This is a genomic window from Actinoplanes subtropicus, from assembly GCF_000721705.1.
Lineage (GTDB): Bacteria > Actinomycetota > Actinomycetes > Mycobacteriales > Micromonosporaceae > Actinoplanes > Actinoplanes subtropicus.
This window is the reverse complement of the sequence record NZ_JOJL01000003.1, coordinates 96,579-115,138: the sequence shown is the minus strand read 5'-3', so window position 1 is coordinate 115,138 and position 18,560 is coordinate 96,579. Positions and strand designations below refer to the sequence as shown.

The window sequence follows — 18,560 nt, the reverse complement described above, 5'->3', positions numbered from 1 at the left end:
GGCGGTGAGTAGATCATTTTCTGCCATGAGTGAGGCTCGCGGCAGCTACTCACGACCGTCAATCGCTTGATCTCTACCGTTCGCCCCAGGAAGCGGACTCGCGAATGGATGAGGTTGGCATGGACTTCACTTTCTCCGACACCATCGCCGGATACGTCACCCGGTTCGACGCGGACGACCGTACGTTCGAACTCGCCACCACCGACGACCGCCGGTTCACCGTACGGCTGACCGATGCCACGTACGCCGAGGTCATGCGGAACCTCGACGAGCCGTTCACCGCGCCCGACGGCGGCATCGAGCAGGCGCTCGGCGTTGGCCGGTACCTGTTCGCGCACGGCATCTTCTACCCGGACGGCGACTACGAGGCCAAGCGGATCGTGCTGGTCGGCCAGGGCGTCGGCGAGTTCCGGTTCGAGGAGCCGGACTGGTGGATCAAGCAGGTCGACGCGCTCGGCAAGTTCTACCTGCGGGCGCAGTTCCCGGACGGCGTCATCGACTACCGCGGCTACCGCACCCACCTCACCGTCGAGGGCCAGAAGGTGCCCGGCACCCGGCAGGAGACCGACACGATCTCCCGCCTGATCTACGGTTTCGCCACCGCGTTCCTGCTTACCGGCAACGACCGGTATCTCGAGGCGGCCGAGCGCGGCACCGAGTACCTGCGCGACCACATGCGGGCGGTCGACGAGCAGGAGGGCGTCGTCTACTGGTACCACGGCATCGACGTCCGGGAGGGCCGCGAGCGCAAGATCCTGGCCTCGCAGTTCGGCGATGACTACGACGCGATTCCGGCGTACGAGCAGATCTACGCCCTGGCCGGCCCGGTGCAGACGCTGCGGATCACCGGCGACCCGCGGATCCTGCGGGACGCCGAGATGACCATCAACCTGTTCGACCGGTTCTTCCTCGACCGGGACAAGGGCGGCTACTTCTCGCACGTCGACCCGGTCACCTTCGACCCGCGGTCGCCGTCGCTGACCGTCGACCGGGCCCGCAAGAACTGGAACTCGATCGGCGACCACGCCCCGGCGTACCTGATCAATCTCTGGCTGGCCACCGGCGCGGACCGGTACGCCCAGTTCCTCTCCTCGGTCGGGGACATCATCACCGAGCGGTTCCCGGACTACGACAACAGCCCGTTCGTGCAGGAGCGCTTCCACGAGGACTGGTCGCCGGACCGCGGCTGGGGCTGGCAGCAGGACCGGGCCGTGGTCGGGCACAACCTGAAGATCGCCTGGAACCTGATGCGGATCCACCAGCTGCGGCCGAACGAGGCGTATCCCGAGCTGGCCAGCAAGATCGCCAAGCTGATGCCGCAGGTCGGCATGGACCGCCAGCGCGGCGGCTGGTACGACGTCGTCGAGCGCACGCTCGCCCCCGGCCAGAGCTTCCACCGGCTGGTCTGGCACGACCGCAAGGCCTGGTGGCAGCAGGAGCAGGCGATCCTGGCGTACCTGATCCTCAACGGCACGCTGGGCGGCGCCGACTTCCAGAAGTACGCCCGGGAGTCGATCTCGTTCTACAACGCCTGGTTCCCGGACCACGACTCCGGGGCCGTCTACTTCAACGTGCTCGCCGACGGCCTGCCCTACTTGCTGGGCACCGAGCGGCTCAAGGGCAGCCACTCGATGTCCGGCTACCACAGCTTCGAGCTGTGCTACCTGGCCGCCACGTACACCAACCTGCTGGTCCGCAAGCAGCCGATGGACCTGTACTTCAAGCCGCAGCCCAACGGCTTCCCGGACGGCGTGCTGCGGGTCGCCCCCGATCTGCTGCCGCCGGGCAGCGTCCGCCTGCAGGCGGTGTGGATCGACGGCGAGCGGTGGACCGACTTCGACGCCGACGCGCTGGCCGTGAACCTGCCGAAGAACCGGGAGTCGGACATCAAGGTGCGGGTCTGCCTGGTGCCCTCGACCGTGGGTCACGGGCTGCGGCTCGACCTCGACCCGGGCGCCGCCGTGCTGGTGCTCGACGGCGACCTCGACGACGAGGCCGAGGAGGCGCTGCGCAACCACCTGAGCCGGGTCGTCGCGGCCCGGCCCAAGCAGCTCGTGCTCCGGGCCGAGGCGCTCGCCTCGATCACCCGCACCAATGCCCGGGCGCTCGTCTTCGCCTGCCAGAGCCTGACCCTGGACACCGACATCTACCTGGTCGGCGTGCCGGACGACGCGCGCGCCGTGTTCGGCGACGTCGGCTTCCTCGAGCAGGCCACGGTGGTCGACGACGCCTCCGCCATCGAGCCGATCGCCGAGCCGGAGGTGACCCGATGACCAGTCTCTACAAGGTCGAGCAGGGGCAGGCTCACCCGCTGGGCGCGACGGTCGACCCGGCCGGCGTGAATTTCTCGGTCTACTCGGAGGGGTCCAGCGCGGTCACGCTGCTGCTCTTCTCGGCGCACGACGACGTGGAGCCGGTGCAGGCCATCCCCTTGCAGTCCGACGAAAACCGAACCTTCAACTTCTGGCATGTGTACGTGCGGGGACTGCGCCCGGGGGCCCACTACGCGTACCGGGTCGACGGTCCGGCCGGCACGCCGGAACACGGCTATCGCTTCAACCCGGACAAGGTGCTGCTCGACCCGTACGCCCGGGGGGTGACCAAGGCGCTCTGGCGGCGCGGCGACGCCTGCGGCGACGGCGACAACCTGGCCACCTCGATGCGGTCCACGGTGATCGACACCTCGGACTACGACTGGGCCGGCGACCGGCCGCTCAACCGGCCGATGCACGAGTCGGTCATCTACGAGATGCACGTGGGCGGGTTCACCCGGTCGAAGACCTCCGGCGTGGCCCACCCGGGCACCTTCCGCGGCGTGATCGACAAGATCCCGTACCTGCGGGAGCTGGGCATCACCGCGGTCGAGCTGATGCCGGTCTTCCTCTTCGACGAGACCGAGGGGGAGCGGACGCTGCCGGACGGCAGCCGGCTGACCAACTACTGGGGCTACAGCCCGATGGCGTTCTTCGCGCCGCACGACGGCTACTGCGTCAGCCCCGCCGAGGGCGACCCGGTGCGCGAGTTCCGCGACATGGTCAAGGCGCTGCACGCGGCCGGCATCGAGGTGATCCTCGACGTGGTCTTCAACCACACCGGCGAGGGCAACCACCAGGGCCCGACGATCAGCTACAAGGGCCTGGCCAACGACGTCTACTACCACCTGTTCCCGGCCGACCGGCAGTACTACATGGACTACTCGGGCTGCGGGAACACGCTCAACTGCAACCACCCGATCGCCGAGAAGATGATCGTCGAATGCCTGGAGTACTGGGTCCGGGAGATGCACGTCGACGGCTTCCGGTTCGACGAGGGGTCGATCCTCTCCCGTGGCCCGGACGGTTCGCCGATGCCGTACGCGCCGGTGCCCTGGCACATCGAGCTGACCGAGGCGCTGGCCGATACGAAGATCATCGCGGAGCCGTGGGACGCGGCCGGCCTCTACCAGGTCGGCTACTTCCCGGGGATGCGCTGGGCGCAGTGGAACGACCGGTTCCGCGACGACATCCGGCGGTTCGTCCGCGGTGACCGGGGGCTGACCGGGGCGGTCGCCACCCGGATGGCCGGCAGCTCGGACATCTACCAGCCGGGCGGCCGGGCGCCGATCAACGGCATCAACTTCGTCACCGCGCACGACGGGTTCACGCTGAACGACCTGGTGTCGTACAACGGGAAGCACAACGACGCGAACGGCGAGGACAACCGGGACGGCGTCGACAACAACCTGAGCTGGAACTGCGGGGTCGAGGGGCCGACCGGCGACCCGGCGGTCGAGGCGCTGCGCGAGCGGCAGGTCCGCAACTTCGCCACCATCCTGATGCTCTCCCAGGGCGTGCCGATGATCGTGGCGGGCGACGAGGTCCGGCGTACGCAGCAGGGCAACAACAACGCGTACTGCCACGACGACGAGCTGACCTGGTTCGACTGGCGGCTCACCGCGACCAACGCCGGTCTGGGCCGGTTCTACTCGCGGCTGATCGCCAAGCGGCGCGACCATGCCGAGCTGCACCGGGCCCGCTATTTCACCGGCGAGGTGAACGACCGGGGCCTGGCCGACATGTCGTGGCACGGCTGCGAGCTGGGCAAGCCCGGCTTCAACGACCCGAACTCGGGCGTCCTCGCGTTCACCCTGGGCAGCTCGGGCGACGGTGCCGACCTGCACGTGATGATGAACATGGAGGACCACCCGCTGGAGTTCGAGATCCCGCCGGTGGCCGGGCGCCGCTGGTACCGGTCGGTGGACACCGCCCTGGCGGCGCCGCACGACATCACCGAGCCGGGCGAGGAGGAGGAGCTCTCCTCCGCGACGTCGTACCGGGTCGAGGGGCGCAGCGTGGTGGTGCTGGTCTCGGCCGACCGGTCCGGGAAAGCCTGAGGTGCTGCACGACGGCCACCCGGGTCGCGTCCGTCATGAATCCGACGTGCCCGCCCGCTTGGGGGCGGGCACGTCGAGCGGGGCCGCCGCCGATGCCGGGCGGGCACGACTGCTGCGGCTGGCCCGCCTGCGCGCCACCCTGCTGCTGGCCGGGCCGTTCCCGTCGGCGGTCCGGCAGCCGGCCGACCGCGAGCTGCTCGACTACCACCGGCGGCTGCTGGCCCTGCGCGCGCGGCATCCCGAGCTGTGCCCGGACGACTTCTTGGTGATCGCCAACCTCGCCGCCGGGCGGCGCCGGATCGCCGTGCCGCCGTGGCCGCGGGGCGTGCTGATCGCCTCGCGGCTCGGCGTCACGCTCAACGCCGACGCGGTGGAGCTGCCCGGCGAGTGTGCCGCGGTGATCGGCTACCGCTGATCTCGCCGGGCCCGCTGGTCACCAGGTGCGGGCCTCGTCGAGCAGCCGCTCCCGCACCGCCGCGATGTGCGGGAACGCGGTGGCGCCGGACCGGGTCACGAGGAAGACCGTGTTGGTCGGCGCCGCCTCCGGGGTGATCAACGAGACGAGGTCGCCGTTCTTCAGCTCCGGGGCGCAGAGGTAGTGCGGCAGCACGCTGGCGCCCGCCCCGGCCGCCACTATGGCCAGCACGGCGCGCAGGTCGGGCACGACGACCGCGATGTTCTGCGCGGGCCGCTGCCCGAAGACCTGCCGCCAGTACCGCCGGATGATCGGCAGATGCTCCGCATACGCGATCAATGGCAGCCCGCTCAGCGCGCAGGCCGGGTCGTCGGCGAGCCGCCGCTGGTCGATCCGCGTGGCCGTCGACGGCGCCGCGACCAGCACGAACTCCTCCTCGAAGAGCGGCTCGCCGACCAGCGACGCGCCGCGCGGCCGGATCGTCGAGACCACGATGTCGTAGCGCCCGGTCGGCAGGCCGGCCAACAGGTCCTCGGCGAGCCCCAGCGTGACCCGCAGCCGCAGGCCCTGGTTGACCAGGGGAGCCAGCGACGGCAGGGCGCGCATCGCGGTCATCTCGGCCGGCCCGCCCAGGTGCACCGAGGACTTGAACGGCGAGTCGCCGGCGATGCTGCGCTGCGTCGCCGCGGTCAGCGCGTCGATGTGCAGCGCCACCTGGCCGGCGAGCTCATCGGCGGCCATGGTCGGCGCCACGCCGCGCGGCCCGCGCTCGAAGAGCTGCTGCCCGAGCTGAGCCTCGAGCGTCTTGATCTGCGCGGTGACGGTGGGCTGGGAAAGGCCGAGCTGCGGCGCCGCCCCGGTGAGCGAACCGGCCCGGTAGACCGCCAGAAACGTACTCACCAAAGACAGGTCCACGCCGCCGCCGGGATTCGTCGAATCATCCATCAAAAATCCTATGACGCCCATTCATTTTCTGTTCCTGGACCTTTCTTGCCCGGTGCCCTAGGGTCTAAATGTGGCGTGTCCGGTTTGTATACGCCGATCAATGAAATAATGTTCAAAATTGCGGGGGTCACGGTGACGCACACCGGCAAAATCCTGCTCGTTCTGACCAGTCATGACCGGCTCGGCGACACCGGTCGCAGCACCGGTTTTTATCTGCCCGAGGCGGCCCACCCGTGGCACGAGTTGACGGCCGCCGGTTACTCGGTCGATCTGATCTCGCCGGCCGGCGGCCGGCCGCCGATCGACGGCGCCGATCTCGACGACCCGGTGCAGCGGGCCTTCCTCGACGACCCGGCGATGAGCGAGCAGCTCGCCGACACCCGCCGGCCCGAGGCGGTCGACGCGGCGGCCTACGACGCGATCTTCTTCGCCGGCGGCCACGGCACGATGTGGGATTTCCGCGGCAACGCGACGCTTGCCGGGCTCGCGGGCGACATCTACGAGGCCGGTGGCGTCGTCGGCGCGGTCTGCCACGGGCCGGCCGGCCTGGTGGACGTGACGCTCGCCGACGGCAGCCCGCTGGTCGCGGGCAAGCGGGTCGCCGCCTTCACCAACGCCGAGGAGCGGGCCGCCGGCCTCACCGACGTGGTGCCCTTCCTGCTGGCGGACGCGCTGACCGAGCGGGGGGCGAAGCATGAGCCGGCCCCCGAGTTCACCGAGCACGTGGTGGTCGACGGCCGACTGGTGACCGGGCAGAACCCCGCCTCGGCGGCCGCGGCCGGGCGCGCGGTGGCCGAGGTTCTCGGCCCGGCGGAGAGCACCCCGAACCTTTGATCACGTTATCAGCCGTATTGATCACAGGGTCATCGTAATGAGACGGTTGGGCGCGGAGCTTCCGCAGAAACCTGGCGCGCCCGGACCTATCCGTCCACATCGCACGGGAGAGTCGGCATGAGTATCGTCACGGTCAGCGACGCGCCGGTTACCTTGATTACCGGCGGCGGTAGCGGTATAGGCGCCGCCACCACCCGGCGCCTGCTCGCCGCCGGCGGCCGGGTCGCGATCACCGGCCGGGAGGCGGCCCGGCTGGAGAAATTCGCCGCCGAGGCGGCCGCCGCCGACCGGCTGCTGACCGTCGTCGCCGACGCCGCGGAGCCGGGGCCGGTCGAGGCCGCGGTCGCCGCGACGGTCGAGCGGTTCGGCCGGCTCGACCACGTGGTCGCCAACGCCGGGCTGTCCACCCACGACACGATCGCCGAGGGCGACCCGGCGCGGTGGCGCGAGATGATGCTGACCAACGTGCTCGGCCCGGCCCTGCTGGTGCGGGCCGCGCTGCCGGCGCTCACCGCGAGCCGCGGCCGCATCGTGCTGATGGGCAGCGTGGCCGGCCTCGAGCACACCCCCGGCAACATGTATTCGGTGACCAAGTGGGCGATCACCGGCATGGCGGAAAACGTGCGCCTCATGGTGACCGGGGCGGGCATCGGCGTCACGCTGATCGCGCCCGGCCCGGTGGACACGCCGTTCTGGACGGAGGCCCCGCGGGTGGTGCTCTCCGCCGACGACATCGCGGCCACCGTCGCCTGGGCGCTCACCCAGCCGGCCGGCGTCGACGTGAACACCGTCGTGGTGCGTCCGGTCGGGCAGGCCGGGTGACGATGGACTCGCCCGGCCTGGACGATCTCGACGAACCCGGGGACGACCGGCACCACCGGCGGCACCACACGCTGTACCACCGGATCGCGGGCGGCAGCGTGGAACGGCTCGCGGCGATCAGCGACGGCATCTTCGCCGTCACCCTGACCCTGCTCGTGCTCGACCTGAAGGTGCCGGTGCTCGACGAGGTGCACCGGCAGGTCCCGATGTGGCACGCCGGCGCCCTGAACGCCGAGAGCGCCCTGTGGCACGCGCTGCTGAAGGTGGGCCCGAGCGCGCTGGCGTTCGCGCTGAGCTTCCTCACCCTGGGCATGTTCTGGGTCGGCCAGCAGACCCAGCTCAACCACTGTGTCCGCAGCAACCGGGAGCTGACCTGGCTGCATCTGGCGTTCCTGCTCGGTGTCTCGTTCATGCCGTTCTCGACGGCGCTGCTGGCCGAGTACATGACGTTCCGGCTGGCGCTGGTCGTCTACTGGCTCAACCTGCTGCTGCTAGGCCTGCTGTTGCTGGCCGCGCTGCGCTACGCCGAGCGGGCCGGGCTGCTGCGCGAGGACCGGGACCCGGAGATGCGGCGCAGCGCCGAGCGGCGGATCGTGATCGCGCAGAGCCTCTACTTCGCCGGTGTGCTGCTGGGCGTGTGGAACACGTACGTGGGCATCGGTTTCATCGTTCTTCTGCAGCTCAACTCCGCGATCGCCCCGAAGATCCACCCGCTCGACAAGTTCTGACGGGTAGTCGTCCCGGCCGGGGTGAGTAATCCTCCGCCATGCGTACTCAGGACGGTCGATCCGCGCGCCCCTAGCGTCGGCCTCCTCACCGCACGAGTCCAAGGGGAGTACGCAATGACCGAAATCCAGAGCGTCGCCGTCGTGGGTTACGAGAGCTGCAGCGAGCAGGACACGATCACCCCGCTGGAGATCTTCAAGGGCGCGCAGATGGTGCTCGCCGGCCAGATCTCGCCCTGGCCGCGGTCCGAGCCGGCGAGGAACATCGACGTCAAGTTCGTCTCGCTCGACCCGGGCATCGTCAAGATGCAGATGGGCACCCAGGTCGTGGCGGACGCCGTCCTCACCGAGAACGACCTGTTCGACCTGCTCTACATCCCGGGCGGCGTGGGCTCGGGCAAGATGACGCTCGACGACCGGATGCTCGGCACGATCCGCCGTCACCACGAGGCCGGCAAGATCATCGCGGCGAACTGCTCGGGCGTCGGCATCCTGCACCGCGCCGGCATCCTCGGCAGCAACCCGGTCACCTGCGTGGCCGCGGTGACCCGGGGCATGCGGGAGGAGGGCACGACCGTCCCGCAGCCGCGCAAGATGTGGCTGGGCCTGCCCGACCAGAAACTGTGGACCACGACCGGCTCGTACGGCGTCAACGGCAGCACGGTCGCGCTGGTCGCGCACTACTGGGGACGGGAGGTCGGCACCATCGTCGCGATGATGTTCGACACCCTCGGCGGCATCGGCGAGCAGATCTTCAACGAGGCCGGGCCGGAGTTCTACTACCACCCCGACCTGGAGCCGCTGTTCCAGGACTTCTTCCAGCCGATGCTGCTGCCCGAGCAGGCCAAGTGATCACGGTAACCGCGGTCCAGAAGGTCAGGCCCGGCAAGGAGGCCGCGCTCGACCGGCTGATGGCCAAGCTGACCGGGCAGGTGCTCGGCGCCGAGCAGGGCTGCGTCGCCTTCGAGTACGTGACGCCGGTCGAAGGTGACGGCCGCACCCGTACGGTGATCGAGAAATATCGCGACGACGAGGCGCTGCGCCTGCATCAGTCGACGCCCTACCTGCGGGACTTCATCCCGGAGCTGATGGAGTGCCTGCTCGAGGCGCCGGCCGTACAGGTGCACCGCGACCTGGTGGCTCCGCCGCCGCCGACCGCGTTCTTCCACACCGGCATCGTGGTGCCGGATCTGGAGAAGGCGGTCGCGCGGTACTCCGAGGTGCTGGGGGTCAAGTTCACCGAGCCGGCCGTCTTCGACGTGCCCCGGCTCGAGGACCCGGAGCCGCACGAGTTCAAGCTGACCGCCGTCATGTCGATGACCGAGCCGCCCTACTACGAGCTGATCCAGGCCGAGGGCGACGGCATCGTGTCGGCGGCCCAGTGCGGCGGCATCCTCTACTACGGCCTCTACGAGTCGGACATGGCCGGCCGGCTCGAGCAGTTGCGGGCCCAGGACGTGGCGATCGACGCGCTGTTCCGGATGGACGGCGACAGCCCGCCGTTCGCCATGATCACGGGACCGGACCTGTTCGGCGGCCGGATCGAGTACGTCGACATCAGCGACCGCGAGCCCCTCACCGAGTGGGTGCGTACCGGCAAATTCCCGGGCGGCATCGGCGGCTGAGTTTTCCGGCGGGGGCAGCGGTCGCTGCCCCCGCCTCTTTGCGTATCCCGAGGAGGAGGACCATGACCACCGCCGTCGAGCAGATCGCCACCGCGCCGGCGCATCGCGATGTCGCCTGGCTGCGCGAGGCGCTGCAGTCCGCGATCGCCCTGGAGCACTCGACGCTGCCGCTCTACACGGCCGCGATGCTGTCCCTGGAAGTGCAGAACTACACCACGTACAACGTCATCCGCAGCGTGCTGATGGAGGAGATGGTGCACATGGCCATCGCCGCCAACATGCTCTCCGCGCTCGGCGGCACGCCGCGCATCCGTGACCTCGACCCCGGCTACCCGCGCTTCGGCCTGCCCGGCGGGGTCGAGCCGGACCTGCAGGTGGGGCTGGCCAAGCTGTCCAAGCGGCAGCTCGCCAACTTCATGCGGCTGGAGGCGCCGTTCTTCCTGCTCGCGCCCGAGCACACGGCCGAGAGCTACCCGACCATCGGGCGTCTCTACCTGGCGATCAAGGACGCGATCAACGGGAACGCCGACGAGGTGCGGGCCGCCTTCGCCGGCGGTGGGCCGGCCAACCAGGTCGGCGACAACATCGGCTTCAACACGTTCTCGCCGGACCTGCCGATGGACCCGATCGAGCAGCTCAACCGGGGCATCGACGAGATCCTCGAGCAGGGCGAGGGCTCGCCGGCCGGCCGGCTGACCGCCGGTCCGGAGTTCCAGAACGAGGAGTCGCACTACGGGCGGTTCGCCGAGCTGTACTACGGCGCGACGTACCACGACCCGGGCGGCACCGCGCTGACCCGGGAGACCGAGCCGCTGTTCTTCGCCGGCGCGGAGATTCCCTGGCCCGAGGTGATCAACACGCTGGCGGTGCCGTCCGACGGCTACGAGCGGATCGTCCGGCTCGACCCGGACGCGGACGCGGTGGCCGGCGAGCTGGCCGCGTTCGACGAGATCTACCGGGGCATGCTCGACGCACTGCAGAAGATGTGGGTCGGGCCGGTGGACCAGATCTGGCCCACCTTCGGCCAGGCCGTCGAGGCGATGACCAAGCTGCGGGTGTTCTCGTCGTTCACCTTCATGCGCCGGGAGATCCCGCGCCCGCTGATCGACCGGCTGCCGGAGCTCTACCCCGAGGAGTTCGGCTTCCTGGTCCGCTACACCGACCTGTCGGCGCCGGTCTTCTACGGGCCGCGGTTCCGGTTGGGCTGACCTCGCGTACGGAAAGGCCGCCCGGACCGGGCGGCCTTTTCAGTCCTCGTTTTGATGGTGGGCGAGTATCTTGTGCACGAGTCGCTCGCCCGCTCGCCCGCCGGTCGCGAGGTAGGCCGCGTGCACCAGGCCGGCCAGCCCGTGCGGGTGCCGATCGAGGAAGACGTCGGCCCGAGCCTTGGGTTGCGGCAGCAAGAAGACCAGCAGGAACAGCACGGCGGCCAGCGCCGCCAGAAACAGCGTCAATCCCCGGTACGCGAACAGGTAGCGCTCGGACTGGCTGCCCTCGCCCGCGCCGACCAGCGTGAAGAAGACCGTGCCGACCAGCGCGATCCCCAGCGTCTGGCCGACCTGGAAGGACGTGGTCAGGGCGCCGGAGGCCGCGCCGGCATCGGTTTTCCGTACGCCGGACAGCACGGTGCCGACCAGCGGCGACATCCCGAAGCCCTGGCCGGCGCCGACCGCGATCAGGGCGGGCGCCAGCGTCCATACGGACAGGTGCGGGCCGGCCAGCTCCACCGTCACGAACGTCGCCACCAGCCCGGCGGCCAGGACCGCGTACCCGATGCTCAGTACGTGCCGGCCGAGCCGGGGAATCAGCCGGGGCGCGGTCAGCGAGGCCGCCAGCAGCGCGAGGCCGGTGGGCGCGAACGCCAGGCCGGCCCGCATCGTGCTGAAGCCGGCGCCGGTCTGCAGCACCAGCGAGGTGTAGACCGCGAAGCCGAGCGAGCCCATGAAGAAGACGATGCCCATCGCGCTGCCGACCGAGAACGAGCGCTGCCGGAACAGGGCCGGGTCGAGCAGCGGGACCCGGCCACTGCGCAAAAGCCTTCTCTCGTACGCGAAGAAGCCCGCCAACGCCGGCAGCGCCGCCGCCAGCACGGCCACCAGCCACCAGGGCCAGCCCGCGGCGCGCCCCTCGAGCAGCGGGAGGATCAGCATGGTCAGCGCGCCGCCGAGGATCAGGATGCCGCCGAGGTCGAGATGACTGTGCCGGGTCCGCGAGGTCGTGTTCGTCATCGAGACGTGGCCCCCGACCAGCGCCACCACGCCGACCGGCACCAGCACCAGGAAGGCCGGCCGCCAGGACAGGCCGCCCAGGTCGAGCTGGATGAGGGCGCCGCCGATCAGCTGCCCGGCCACCACGGCGCCACCGATCGTGGCGCCGAACAGGCCGAGCGCGAAGTTGCGCTCCGGCCCGTCGAAGGTCTCCTCGATGATCGACAGAATCTGCGGGTAGATCAGCGCGGCGCCCAGTCCCTGCAGCACCCGGGCGGCGATCAGCGAGCCGGCGGTCGGGGCCAGGCCGCACGCCGCCACCGCGACGGTGAACAGCGCCAGGCCGGCCATCAGCGCGGTCTTGCGCCCGGCCAGGTCGCCGAGGCGTCCGCCGGCGATCAGGAAGATCGCATAGACCAGGCTGTACGAGGCGATCACCAGCGCCACCGTGTTCGCGCTCGTGTGCAGCGTGCTCTGCATGGACGGCATGGCCAGGTTGACGATGGAGACCCCGCCGATCACCAGGAAGGCGCCGGTCAGCGCGACGGCCAGCACGGCCCACCGCCGGCGGTCGGTCGCGTGCTCGGGGGCGATTTCTGCTGTGGTCACCCGGCGGACGTTATCGACGAACCGGGCGGTCATCGTGAGTAGGGATGAATCGGGCTACTCACAGGCCCAAAAGGTCGGCCCGTCGAATTGCTTCGACGCGATTCCGCGCGCCGAGCTTTTCCAGAACATTGCGTACGTGGAATCCGACCGTGCTGCCGGAAACGCTCAACGCGGCGGCGATCTCGTGGTTCCGCCGGCCCTGCCGCAGCCAATGCAGAACCTCTCGTTCGCGCCGGGTCAGATCGGAGATCGCAATCACCTCGCCCGGCGCGGAGGCGACGTGGAAACGCTTGTCGACGGCGATCAGGCCGGTCTCGCGAACGAAATTGAGCACCCGCAGCACCCGCTCGACCGGGTCGGTCAGCTCCAGGTAGGCCGCGCAGCCGCGGCGCAGCCAGCGCTCGGAGTGGCTGTTGTCGCCGGGGCCGCCGAGCACCGCCACGTGCACCTCGGCCGAGGCGTGCCGGGCCGCCTGCACGAGCGAGTCACGCTGCACGTCGTCGATGCCGCCGGCCAGGATCAGCCAGGTCGCCGAGTACCGGACGATGGCGGCCTGGCAGGCGCGCACCCGGGCGTCGACCCGGACCACCAGATGATCGCCGGCCCGCACCGACGCGGCACCGTCGGGCAACGCGGACCAGCAGCCCGCGACGAGCACGACCTCGCCCTGTCGATTCATCGGCACACCGCACGCATGTCGCCCCGCTCTCGCCCCGCTTTGCGGCTCGCCGAAACGGTCGGCAACCCGCCGCGACATTCGCGAAACTACCATCCGCGGGCAAGCGCGGACCAATCGGAAAATCGACCACCCGGCATCGGAAAAATTGCGGACCATCGCTCGCTATCAGATTCCGGTCAGCTACTCGTCGGTTATCTGCCGGCACCCAATAATAAACCCCACCAAAAAGTCAGCAAACCGACGATCGGGCCCGGACGACCCCGGCCTCGACGGCGGCGAGCAGGCCTGGCGCGGCGTCGCCACCCTCGGCGTCGAGGTCGTCCAGATCGCCATCGTCGCCCTGCTCTCGGTGGCGGTCGCCGCGCTGCCCCGCTTCACCACGGCCGGCCCGGGAAATCCCGTACCCTCAGCGAAACTGCCCATCCGGCCGATGAGGGGCTTGTGAGGTCCCGCGACGAAGTCCTCCATGACAGCGACCGCACTCGGGTTGTCCGGGTCTACCCGGCCGACGGCTCGCCTCCGCTCATCCGGAAGCAGCCGCTCGGACCCACGGCCGCCGATCGCCTCCGCAACGAGCGCGACGTGCTGCGCCGGCTCGACGGCGTCGAGGGTATCCCCCGGTCGGTCGGGGAGGGCGACGGCGACGCCCTGCTCCTGGTCGACACGCCGTCCCGCCCGCTCGCGGCGCTGCCGGCGCCGTGGGCCGCCGAACCACTGATCGCACTGGCCCGTGGGCTGGCCGGCGTCCTGGCGGCGATCCACCGGCACGGCGTGGTGCACCGCGACATCAGCCCCGGCAACATCCTGGTGCCGCTGGTCGACGGGGAGCCGGCGCCGGACCGGCCGCCCACCCTGATCGACTTCGAGCTGGCGACGTCGATGGCCGAGGACCGGTTCGCGCCCGTACGGCAGGACGGTCTCGCCGGCACGCTGCCCTATCTCGCGCCCGAGCAGACCGGGCGGACCGGGCGGCCGGTCGACCATCGTGCGGATCTCTACGCGCTCGGCGCCACGCTGTACGAGCTGGCGACCGGGACGCCGCCGTTCGGGCGCGATGCCGACCCGCTCACGCTCGTACATGATCACCTGGCCCGGATCCCGGTCCCGCCGACCCAGCTGAACCCGGACCTCCCGGATATCCTGTCGGACATCGTCATGCGGCTCCTCGCCAAGGAGCCGGAACAGCGCTACCAGTCCGGCGAGGGGCTCGCCTACGATCTCGACCGGCTCCGCGCCGGCGACGCGGCCTTCCCCCTCGCCGAGCGCGACTTCCCGCTGCGCCTGGCCCCGCCCGCCCGGCTCGTCGGCCGGGAGGCGCCGCTCGCCACCCTGCGCGGCCTGTTCGCCGAGGCGGTCACCGGCAACCGCGGCATCGCCCTGGTCACCGGCCCGCCCGGCGTCGGCAAGACCGCGCTCATCGACCGGCTCCGCCCGGCCGTCGCCACCGCCGGCGGCCGGTTCGTCACCGGCAAGTTCGACCAGTACCGCCGCGACCTCGGCGCCGACGCCGTCGGGCAGGCCTTCACCGCCCTCGGCGCGCAACTGCTGGCCGAGCCGGACGAGGAGGTCGCGGCCCTGCGGGTACGGCTGCTCGACGCGCTCGGCGGCAACGCCGGCCTGGCCGCCGCGGTGCTGCCGTCGTTCGCGGCGCTGCTCGGCGTCGCCCCCGAGGAGACCGTCGACGACCCGCGCACCGCCCTGGCCCGGATCCGGCAGGTGGGCATCGCGCTGCTGCGGTGCATCGCCTCCAGCGCCCACCCGGTGGTCTTCTTCATCGACGACCTGCAGTGGGCCGGGCCGGCCGCGTTCGGTTTCCTCGACTCGGTGCTCGACGAATCCGACCTGCCCGGCGTGCTGGTGCTCGGCGCGTTCCGGGAGGCCGAGGTCGACGAGGCGCACCCGCTCACCGCGATCCTGGCCCGGCTGCGCCGCACCGGCGGCGAGATGCGCCTGGACAACCTGCCCCCGGGCGACCTCGGCACGCTGCTGGCCGAGATGCTGCGGCTGCCGGTGCCCGAGGCGGCGCCGCTGGCCGAGGCGCTGGCCGGCCGCACCGGCGGGAACCCGTTCGACACCGTCGAGCTGGTCAACGCGCTGCGCCGGGAGGGTGCGCTGGTGCCCGAGGGGACCGGCTGGCGCTGGGACGCGGCCACGCTGCGCCGGTTCGTCGGCCGCGGCGACGTGGTCGACCTGCTCGGCGCCCGGATCGAGGCGCTGCCGGCCAGCACGCGGGAACTGCTCGAGGTCATGGCCTGCCTCGGCGGCGAGGTCGACCTCACGCTGCTGCGGGTGGCGTCCGGCCAGCCGGCCGACCAGATCGGGCTCGCGCTGCTGCCCGCCGCCGAGGACGGCCTGATCGTGGTGAGCCGGGAGGGCACGCCGGTGGCGAGCTTCCGGCACGACCGGGTGCAGCAGGCCGCGTACGGGAAAATGGAGGTGAACTTCCGGACCCGGCTGGGCCTGGCCATCGCCCGCCGGCTCGCCGACGACCCGGCGTACGCCCTCGCCGCGGCCCAGCAGTATCTGCCCGCTCTCGACGAGGTCACCGAGCCGGCCGAGCGGCAGTCGGCGGCCGCCCTGTTGCGTCACGCCGCCACCGCGGCCCGCATGGTCACCAACCACGGCGCCGCCGAGTCCTTCCTCTCCGCGGCGCTGACCCTGCTCGACCCGGCCGACGACAGCTACCGGGCGGTGCAGGGCGAGTGGCACGCGTCGCTGTGCAGCCTCGGCAAGTTCGCCGAGGCCGACGCGGTCTTCGAGGCGCTCGAGGCGGCCGGCCCCGAACCGGTGCCGCACACCGGCCCGGTCAGTGAGCAGATCGTCGGCTGGACCAACCGGGGCATGTTCGGCGAGGCCCTCGGGCTCGGGCTCGCCCAGCTCCGGCGGCTCGGCGTGGCGGTGCCGGCCACCGACGAGATGGGCCCGGCGATCGGCGCCGGCCTGGAGACCGTGTACGGCTGGCTCGCCCGCGACCCCGACGACGACCTGCACCGGCCCGAGCTGGCCGATCCGCGGCTGGTCGCGATCGCCCGGGTGATCAACCGGATGATCCCGCCGGCGTTCTTCTCCGACCACGTGACCTTCGCGTGGCTGGTGATGGAGGCGGGCGAGGTGTGGACCCGGCACGGTCCGGCCGCCGCGTTGATCGGGCCGTTCAGCCACGCCGGTTTCGTGACGATCCCAGTACGCGGCGACTACCGGGCCGGCTACCAGGCGGTGCGCCGGGTCATCGCGGTCGGCGAGGCCCGCGGCTACGAGCCGGACACGTCCCAGGCCAAGTTCCTGCACGGGCTCGGCACGATCGCCTGGTTCGAGCCGGTGGAGAACGGGGTGCGGCTGTGCCGCGAGGCCCGCGACGGCCTGCTGCGCGGCGGCGACCTGCAGAACGCCGCCAACACCTACTACGGCTCGATCACCCAGTCGCTCGACTGCGCCGACCTGGACGGGTTCGGCGCCGAGGTTGAGTCGGCCCTGTCGCTGTTCGAGCGGATCGGCTACGACCACACCGCCAAGGTGATGGTCTCCTACCGGCAGCTCCGGCGGGCCCTGCGCGGCGAGACGGCGGCGCCGGGCATGTTCACCGACGACTCCTTCGACGAGGACGCCCACCTGGCGGCGGTGGCGGACAACCCGACGGCGGTGGTCAACTTCCACCTGTGCCGGGGGATGGTCGCGGCCGCCTTCGGCGACGAGCCGGCCGTGGCGCGGCACAGCACGGCCGCCATGGCGTTGCTGCCGTTCATCACCGCCACCTACGGCACGCTCTTCGGGCACCTGCTGAACGTGCTGGGCGCCGCCGCCCGCGCCGGCACGGCCACCGGCGCCGACCGGGAGGCGGCCCTCGCCGACCTGAGGACCAGCCGGGACTTCCTGGCGGCCCGGGCCGCCGACCAGCCCGGCAACTTCCGCCACCTGCAGTGGCTCGCCGACGCGGAGACCGCCGTGCTCGCCGGCGACCTCGCCGCCGCGGCGAAGGCCTACGACGCGGCCTGCGGCGACGCGACCGGGTCGGGCCGGCTCTGGCACACCGCGTTGATCCACGAGCGGGCCGGAAACTTCTTCCTGCGGTACGGGATGGAACACGCTGGACAGCACCTGCTCACTGAGGCCTTCCACGCGTACGCCGCCTGGGGCGCCCACGCCAAGGCCCGCCAGCTGGAACACGACCACCCGTTCGTCGCCGCCGCGCCCTCCCGGAACGGGGCCCGGGGGAGCGCGCTGGGCACCACCAGCAGCGTCAACGTCTCCACCGAAGTGATCGACCTGCTCGCGGTCCTGGAGGCGGCCCGGGCGCTCAGCTCGGAGACCGACCTCGAGCGGCTGCGGCTGCGGGTGGAGCAGGTACTCAGCGCCATGACCGGCGCCACCCAGGTGCGGGTCGTGCTGTGGGACGACGCCACCGGCGGGTGGCTGCTGCCCGCCGACCTGGTCGCCGGCCGGCCCGCGCTGAGCCTGGCCGAGGCGGCCGAGCAGCGCCTGCTGCCGCTGACCGCGCTGCGCTACGCCGAACGGACCCGCGAGCCGATGCTGGTCGACGACACCTCCCGCGACGACCGGGTCGCCCGCGATCCGTACCTGTCCGGCCTGGAGCACTGCTCGCTGCTGGTCGTCCCGGTGCTCAGCCAGGGCGCCCCGAAGGCCATGCTCGTCCTGGAGAACCGGCTCACCCGGCGCGCGTTCACGATGAAGCGGCTCGACGCCGTCCAGATGATCGCCGGCCAGCTCACGGTGTCGCTGGAGAACGCCCTCGTCTACGCCTCCCTCGAACGCAAGGTCGCCGAACGCACCGAGGCGCTGGCCGAGGCCAACCGGCAACTGGAGCTGCTGACCATCACCGACCCGCTCACCGGGCTGGCCAACCGGCGCCGCCTCACCGACGTCCTGGAGCACGAGTGGCTGCGCGCGCTGCGCTCGGGGGAGTCGATCGGGCTGGCCATGATCGACATCGACAACTTCAAGAAGTACAACGACCACTACGGCCACCAGGGCGGCGACGAGTGCCTCCGGCTGGTCGCGCGGGCGGCCGCCGCGAGCGTCCGGACCACCGACCTGGTCGCCCGCTACGGCGGCGAGGAGTTCTCGATCATCATGCCGGGCGCGGACGCCGCCAGCGCGGCGCAGGTCGCCGAGCGGGCCCGGCGGGCGGTGGCCGACCTGCGGGCGCCGCACGCCCTGGTCGACGGCGGCATCGTCACGATCAGCGTCGGCGTCACCGCCGGGGCGCCGGTCGCCGGTGTCCAGCCCGACAGCCTCATCAAGATCGCCGACGAGGCCCTCTACGAGGCCAAACGCGGCGGCCGCAACCGGGTCGCGGTCGGCTGATCAGC

Annotated in this window: 14 protein-coding genes; 11 read left to right on the top strand and 3 right to left on the bottom strand. The window is 71.3% G+C overall.

What is annotated here, in order from left to right; translation table 11 throughout:
* The first annotated feature begins 119 nt into the window (after window positions 1–119).
* From IH26_RS0105215 to IH26_RS0105205, 3 genes are read left to right on the top strand one after another with little or no spacing between them, the layout of a single operon-like run.
* Window positions 120–2,273 (top strand): AGE family epimerase/isomerase, encoded by a 2,154-nt coding sequence (locus IH26_RS0105215; protein WP_063763652.1) that lies wholly within the window; start codon window positions 120–122, stop codon window positions 2,271–2,273.
* The gene (gene glgX, locus IH26_RS0105210) at window positions 2,270–4,372 is read left to right on the top strand and encodes a glycogen debranching protein GlgX (protein WP_030434946.1); all 2,103 of its coding nucleotides are present in this window, start codon (window positions 2,270–2,272) and stop codon (window positions 4,370–4,372) included. Before IH26_RS0105215 ends, glgX begins: the two co-directional genes overlap by 4 nt.
* A gap of 46 nt (window positions 4,373–4,418) precedes the next feature.
* Window positions 4,419–4,787 (top strand): hypothetical protein, encoded by a 369-nt coding sequence (locus IH26_RS0105205; protein ID WP_157437064.1) that lies wholly within the window; start codon window positions 4,419–4,421, stop codon window positions 4,785–4,787.
* Window positions 4,788–4,805: 18 nt separating this feature from the next.
* On the opposite strand, the gene IH26_RS0105200 is transcribed toward IH26_RS0105205, so the two are convergent.
* Entirely contained in the window at window positions 4,806–5,732 is a 927-nt protein-coding gene (locus tag IH26_RS0105200) for a LysR family transcriptional regulator (protein ID WP_030434944.1), read from the bottom strand.
* A gap of 108 nt (window positions 5,733–5,840) precedes the next feature.
* On the opposite strand from IH26_RS0105200, the gene IH26_RS0105195 reads away from it, so the two are divergent.
* The 6 genes from IH26_RS0105195 (at window position 5,841) to IH26_RS0105170 (ending at window position 10,946) form a co-directional block, all read left to right on the top strand.
* On the top strand, window positions 5,841–6,566 hold the full coding sequence (locus IH26_RS0105195; protein WP_157437063.1) for a type 1 glutamine amidotransferase domain-containing protein: 726 nt from the start codon (window positions 5,841–5,843) through the stop codon (window positions 6,564–6,566).
* 117 nt (window positions 6,567–6,683) lie between these two features.
* Window positions 6,684–7,388 carry an SDR family oxidoreductase gene (locus tag IH26_RS0105190; RefSeq protein WP_030434942.1) on the top strand — a complete coding sequence of 235 codons (705 nt, stop codon included), beginning with the start codon at window positions 6,684–6,686 and terminating at the stop codon, window positions 7,386–7,388.
* 2 nt (window positions 7,389–7,390) lie between these two features.
* Window positions 7,391–8,116, top strand: a complete 726-nt coding sequence (locus tag IH26_RS0105185; RefSeq protein ID WP_084598639.1) for a TMEM175 family protein — start codon at window positions 7,391–7,393, stop codon at window positions 8,114–8,116.
* Between the two features lie 114 nt (window positions 8,117–8,230).
* Entirely contained in the window at window positions 8,231–8,965 is a 735-nt protein-coding gene (locus IH26_RS55535) for a DJ-1/PfpI family protein (protein ID WP_030434940.1), read from the top strand.
* Window positions 8,962–9,738 carry a VOC family protein gene (locus tag IH26_RS55530; RefSeq protein ID WP_030434939.1) on the top strand — a complete coding sequence of 259 codons (777 nt, stop codon included), beginning with the start codon at window positions 8,962–8,964 and terminating at the stop codon, window positions 9,736–9,738. Before IH26_RS55535 ends, IH26_RS55530 begins: the two co-directional genes overlap by 4 nt.
* 62 nt (window positions 9,739–9,800) lie before the next feature.
* On the top strand, window positions 9,801–10,946 hold the full coding sequence (locus IH26_RS0105170) for a ferritin-like domain-containing protein (protein ID WP_030434938.1): 1,146 nt from the start codon (window positions 9,801–9,803) through the stop codon (window positions 10,944–10,946).
* A 39-nt stretch (window positions 10,947–10,985) separates the two neighbouring features.
* Here the strand turns inward: IH26_RS0105170 and IH26_RS0105165 are convergent, their stop codons facing one another.
* Window positions 10,986–12,554, bottom strand: coding sequence for an MFS transporter (locus tag IH26_RS0105165; protein ID WP_169789721.1), 1,569 nt, complete (start codon window positions 12,552–12,554; stop codon window positions 10,986–10,988).
* Window positions 12,555–12,612: 58 nt separating this feature from the next.
* On the bottom strand, window positions 12,613–13,233 hold the full coding sequence (locus IH26_RS61175; RefSeq protein WP_169789720.1) for a helix-turn-helix transcriptional regulator: 621 nt from the start codon (window positions 13,231–13,233) through the stop codon (window positions 12,613–12,615).
* A 145-nt stretch (window positions 13,234–13,378) separates the two neighbouring features.
* Here IH26_RS61175 and IH26_RS61170 point away from each other — a divergent pair, with 145 nt between their 5' ends.
* Both IH26_RS61170 and IH26_RS0105150 read left to right on the top strand, forming a co-directional pair.
* Window positions 13,379–13,678, top strand: a complete 300-nt coding sequence (locus IH26_RS61170; protein ID WP_030434935.1) for a hypothetical protein — start codon at window positions 13,379–13,381, stop codon at window positions 13,676–13,678.
* Window positions 13,675–18,555 carry a diguanylate cyclase gene (locus tag IH26_RS0105150; protein WP_063763651.1) on the top strand — a complete coding sequence of 1,627 codons (4,881 nt, stop codon included), beginning with the start codon at window positions 13,675–13,677 and terminating at the stop codon, window positions 18,553–18,555. Before IH26_RS61170 ends, IH26_RS0105150 begins: the two co-directional genes overlap by 4 nt.
* The last annotated feature ends 5 nt before the right edge of the window (window positions 18,556–18,560 follow it).

Bases quoted from the DNA above. Each gene is read 5' to 3' on its own strand.
- IH26_RS0105215 (WP_063763652.1), top strand. From the start codon at position 120: ATGGACTTCACTTTCTCCGACACCATCGCCGGATACGTCACCCGGTTC.
- glgX (WP_030434946.1), top strand. From the start codon at position 2,270: ATGACCAGTCTCTACAAGGTCGAGCAGGGGCAGGCTCACCCGCTGGGC.
- IH26_RS0105200 (WP_030434944.1), bottom strand. From the start codon at position 5,732: ATGGATGATTCGACGAATCCCGGCGGCGGCGTGGACCTGTCTTTGGTG.
- IH26_RS0105195 (WP_157437063.1), top strand. From the start codon at position 5,841: ATGTTCAAAATTGCGGGGGTCACGGTGACGCACACCGGCAAAATCCTG.
- IH26_RS0105190 (WP_030434942.1), top strand. From the start codon at position 6,684: ATGAGTATCGTCACGGTCAGCGACGCGCCGGTTACCTTGATTACCGGC.
- IH26_RS0105185 (WP_084598639.1), top strand. From the start codon at position 7,391: ATGGACTCGCCCGGCCTGGACGATCTCGACGAACCCGGGGACGACCGG.
- IH26_RS55535 (WP_030434940.1), top strand. From the start codon at position 8,231: ATGACCGAAATCCAGAGCGTCGCCGTCGTGGGTTACGAGAGCTGCAGC.
- IH26_RS0105170 (WP_030434938.1), top strand. From the start codon at position 9,801: ATGACCACCGCCGTCGAGCAGATCGCCACCGCGCCGGCGCATCGCGAT.
- IH26_RS61175 (WP_169789720.1), bottom strand. From the start codon at position 13,233: ATGAATCGACAGGGCGAGGTCGTGCTCGTCGCGGGCTGCTGGTCCGCG.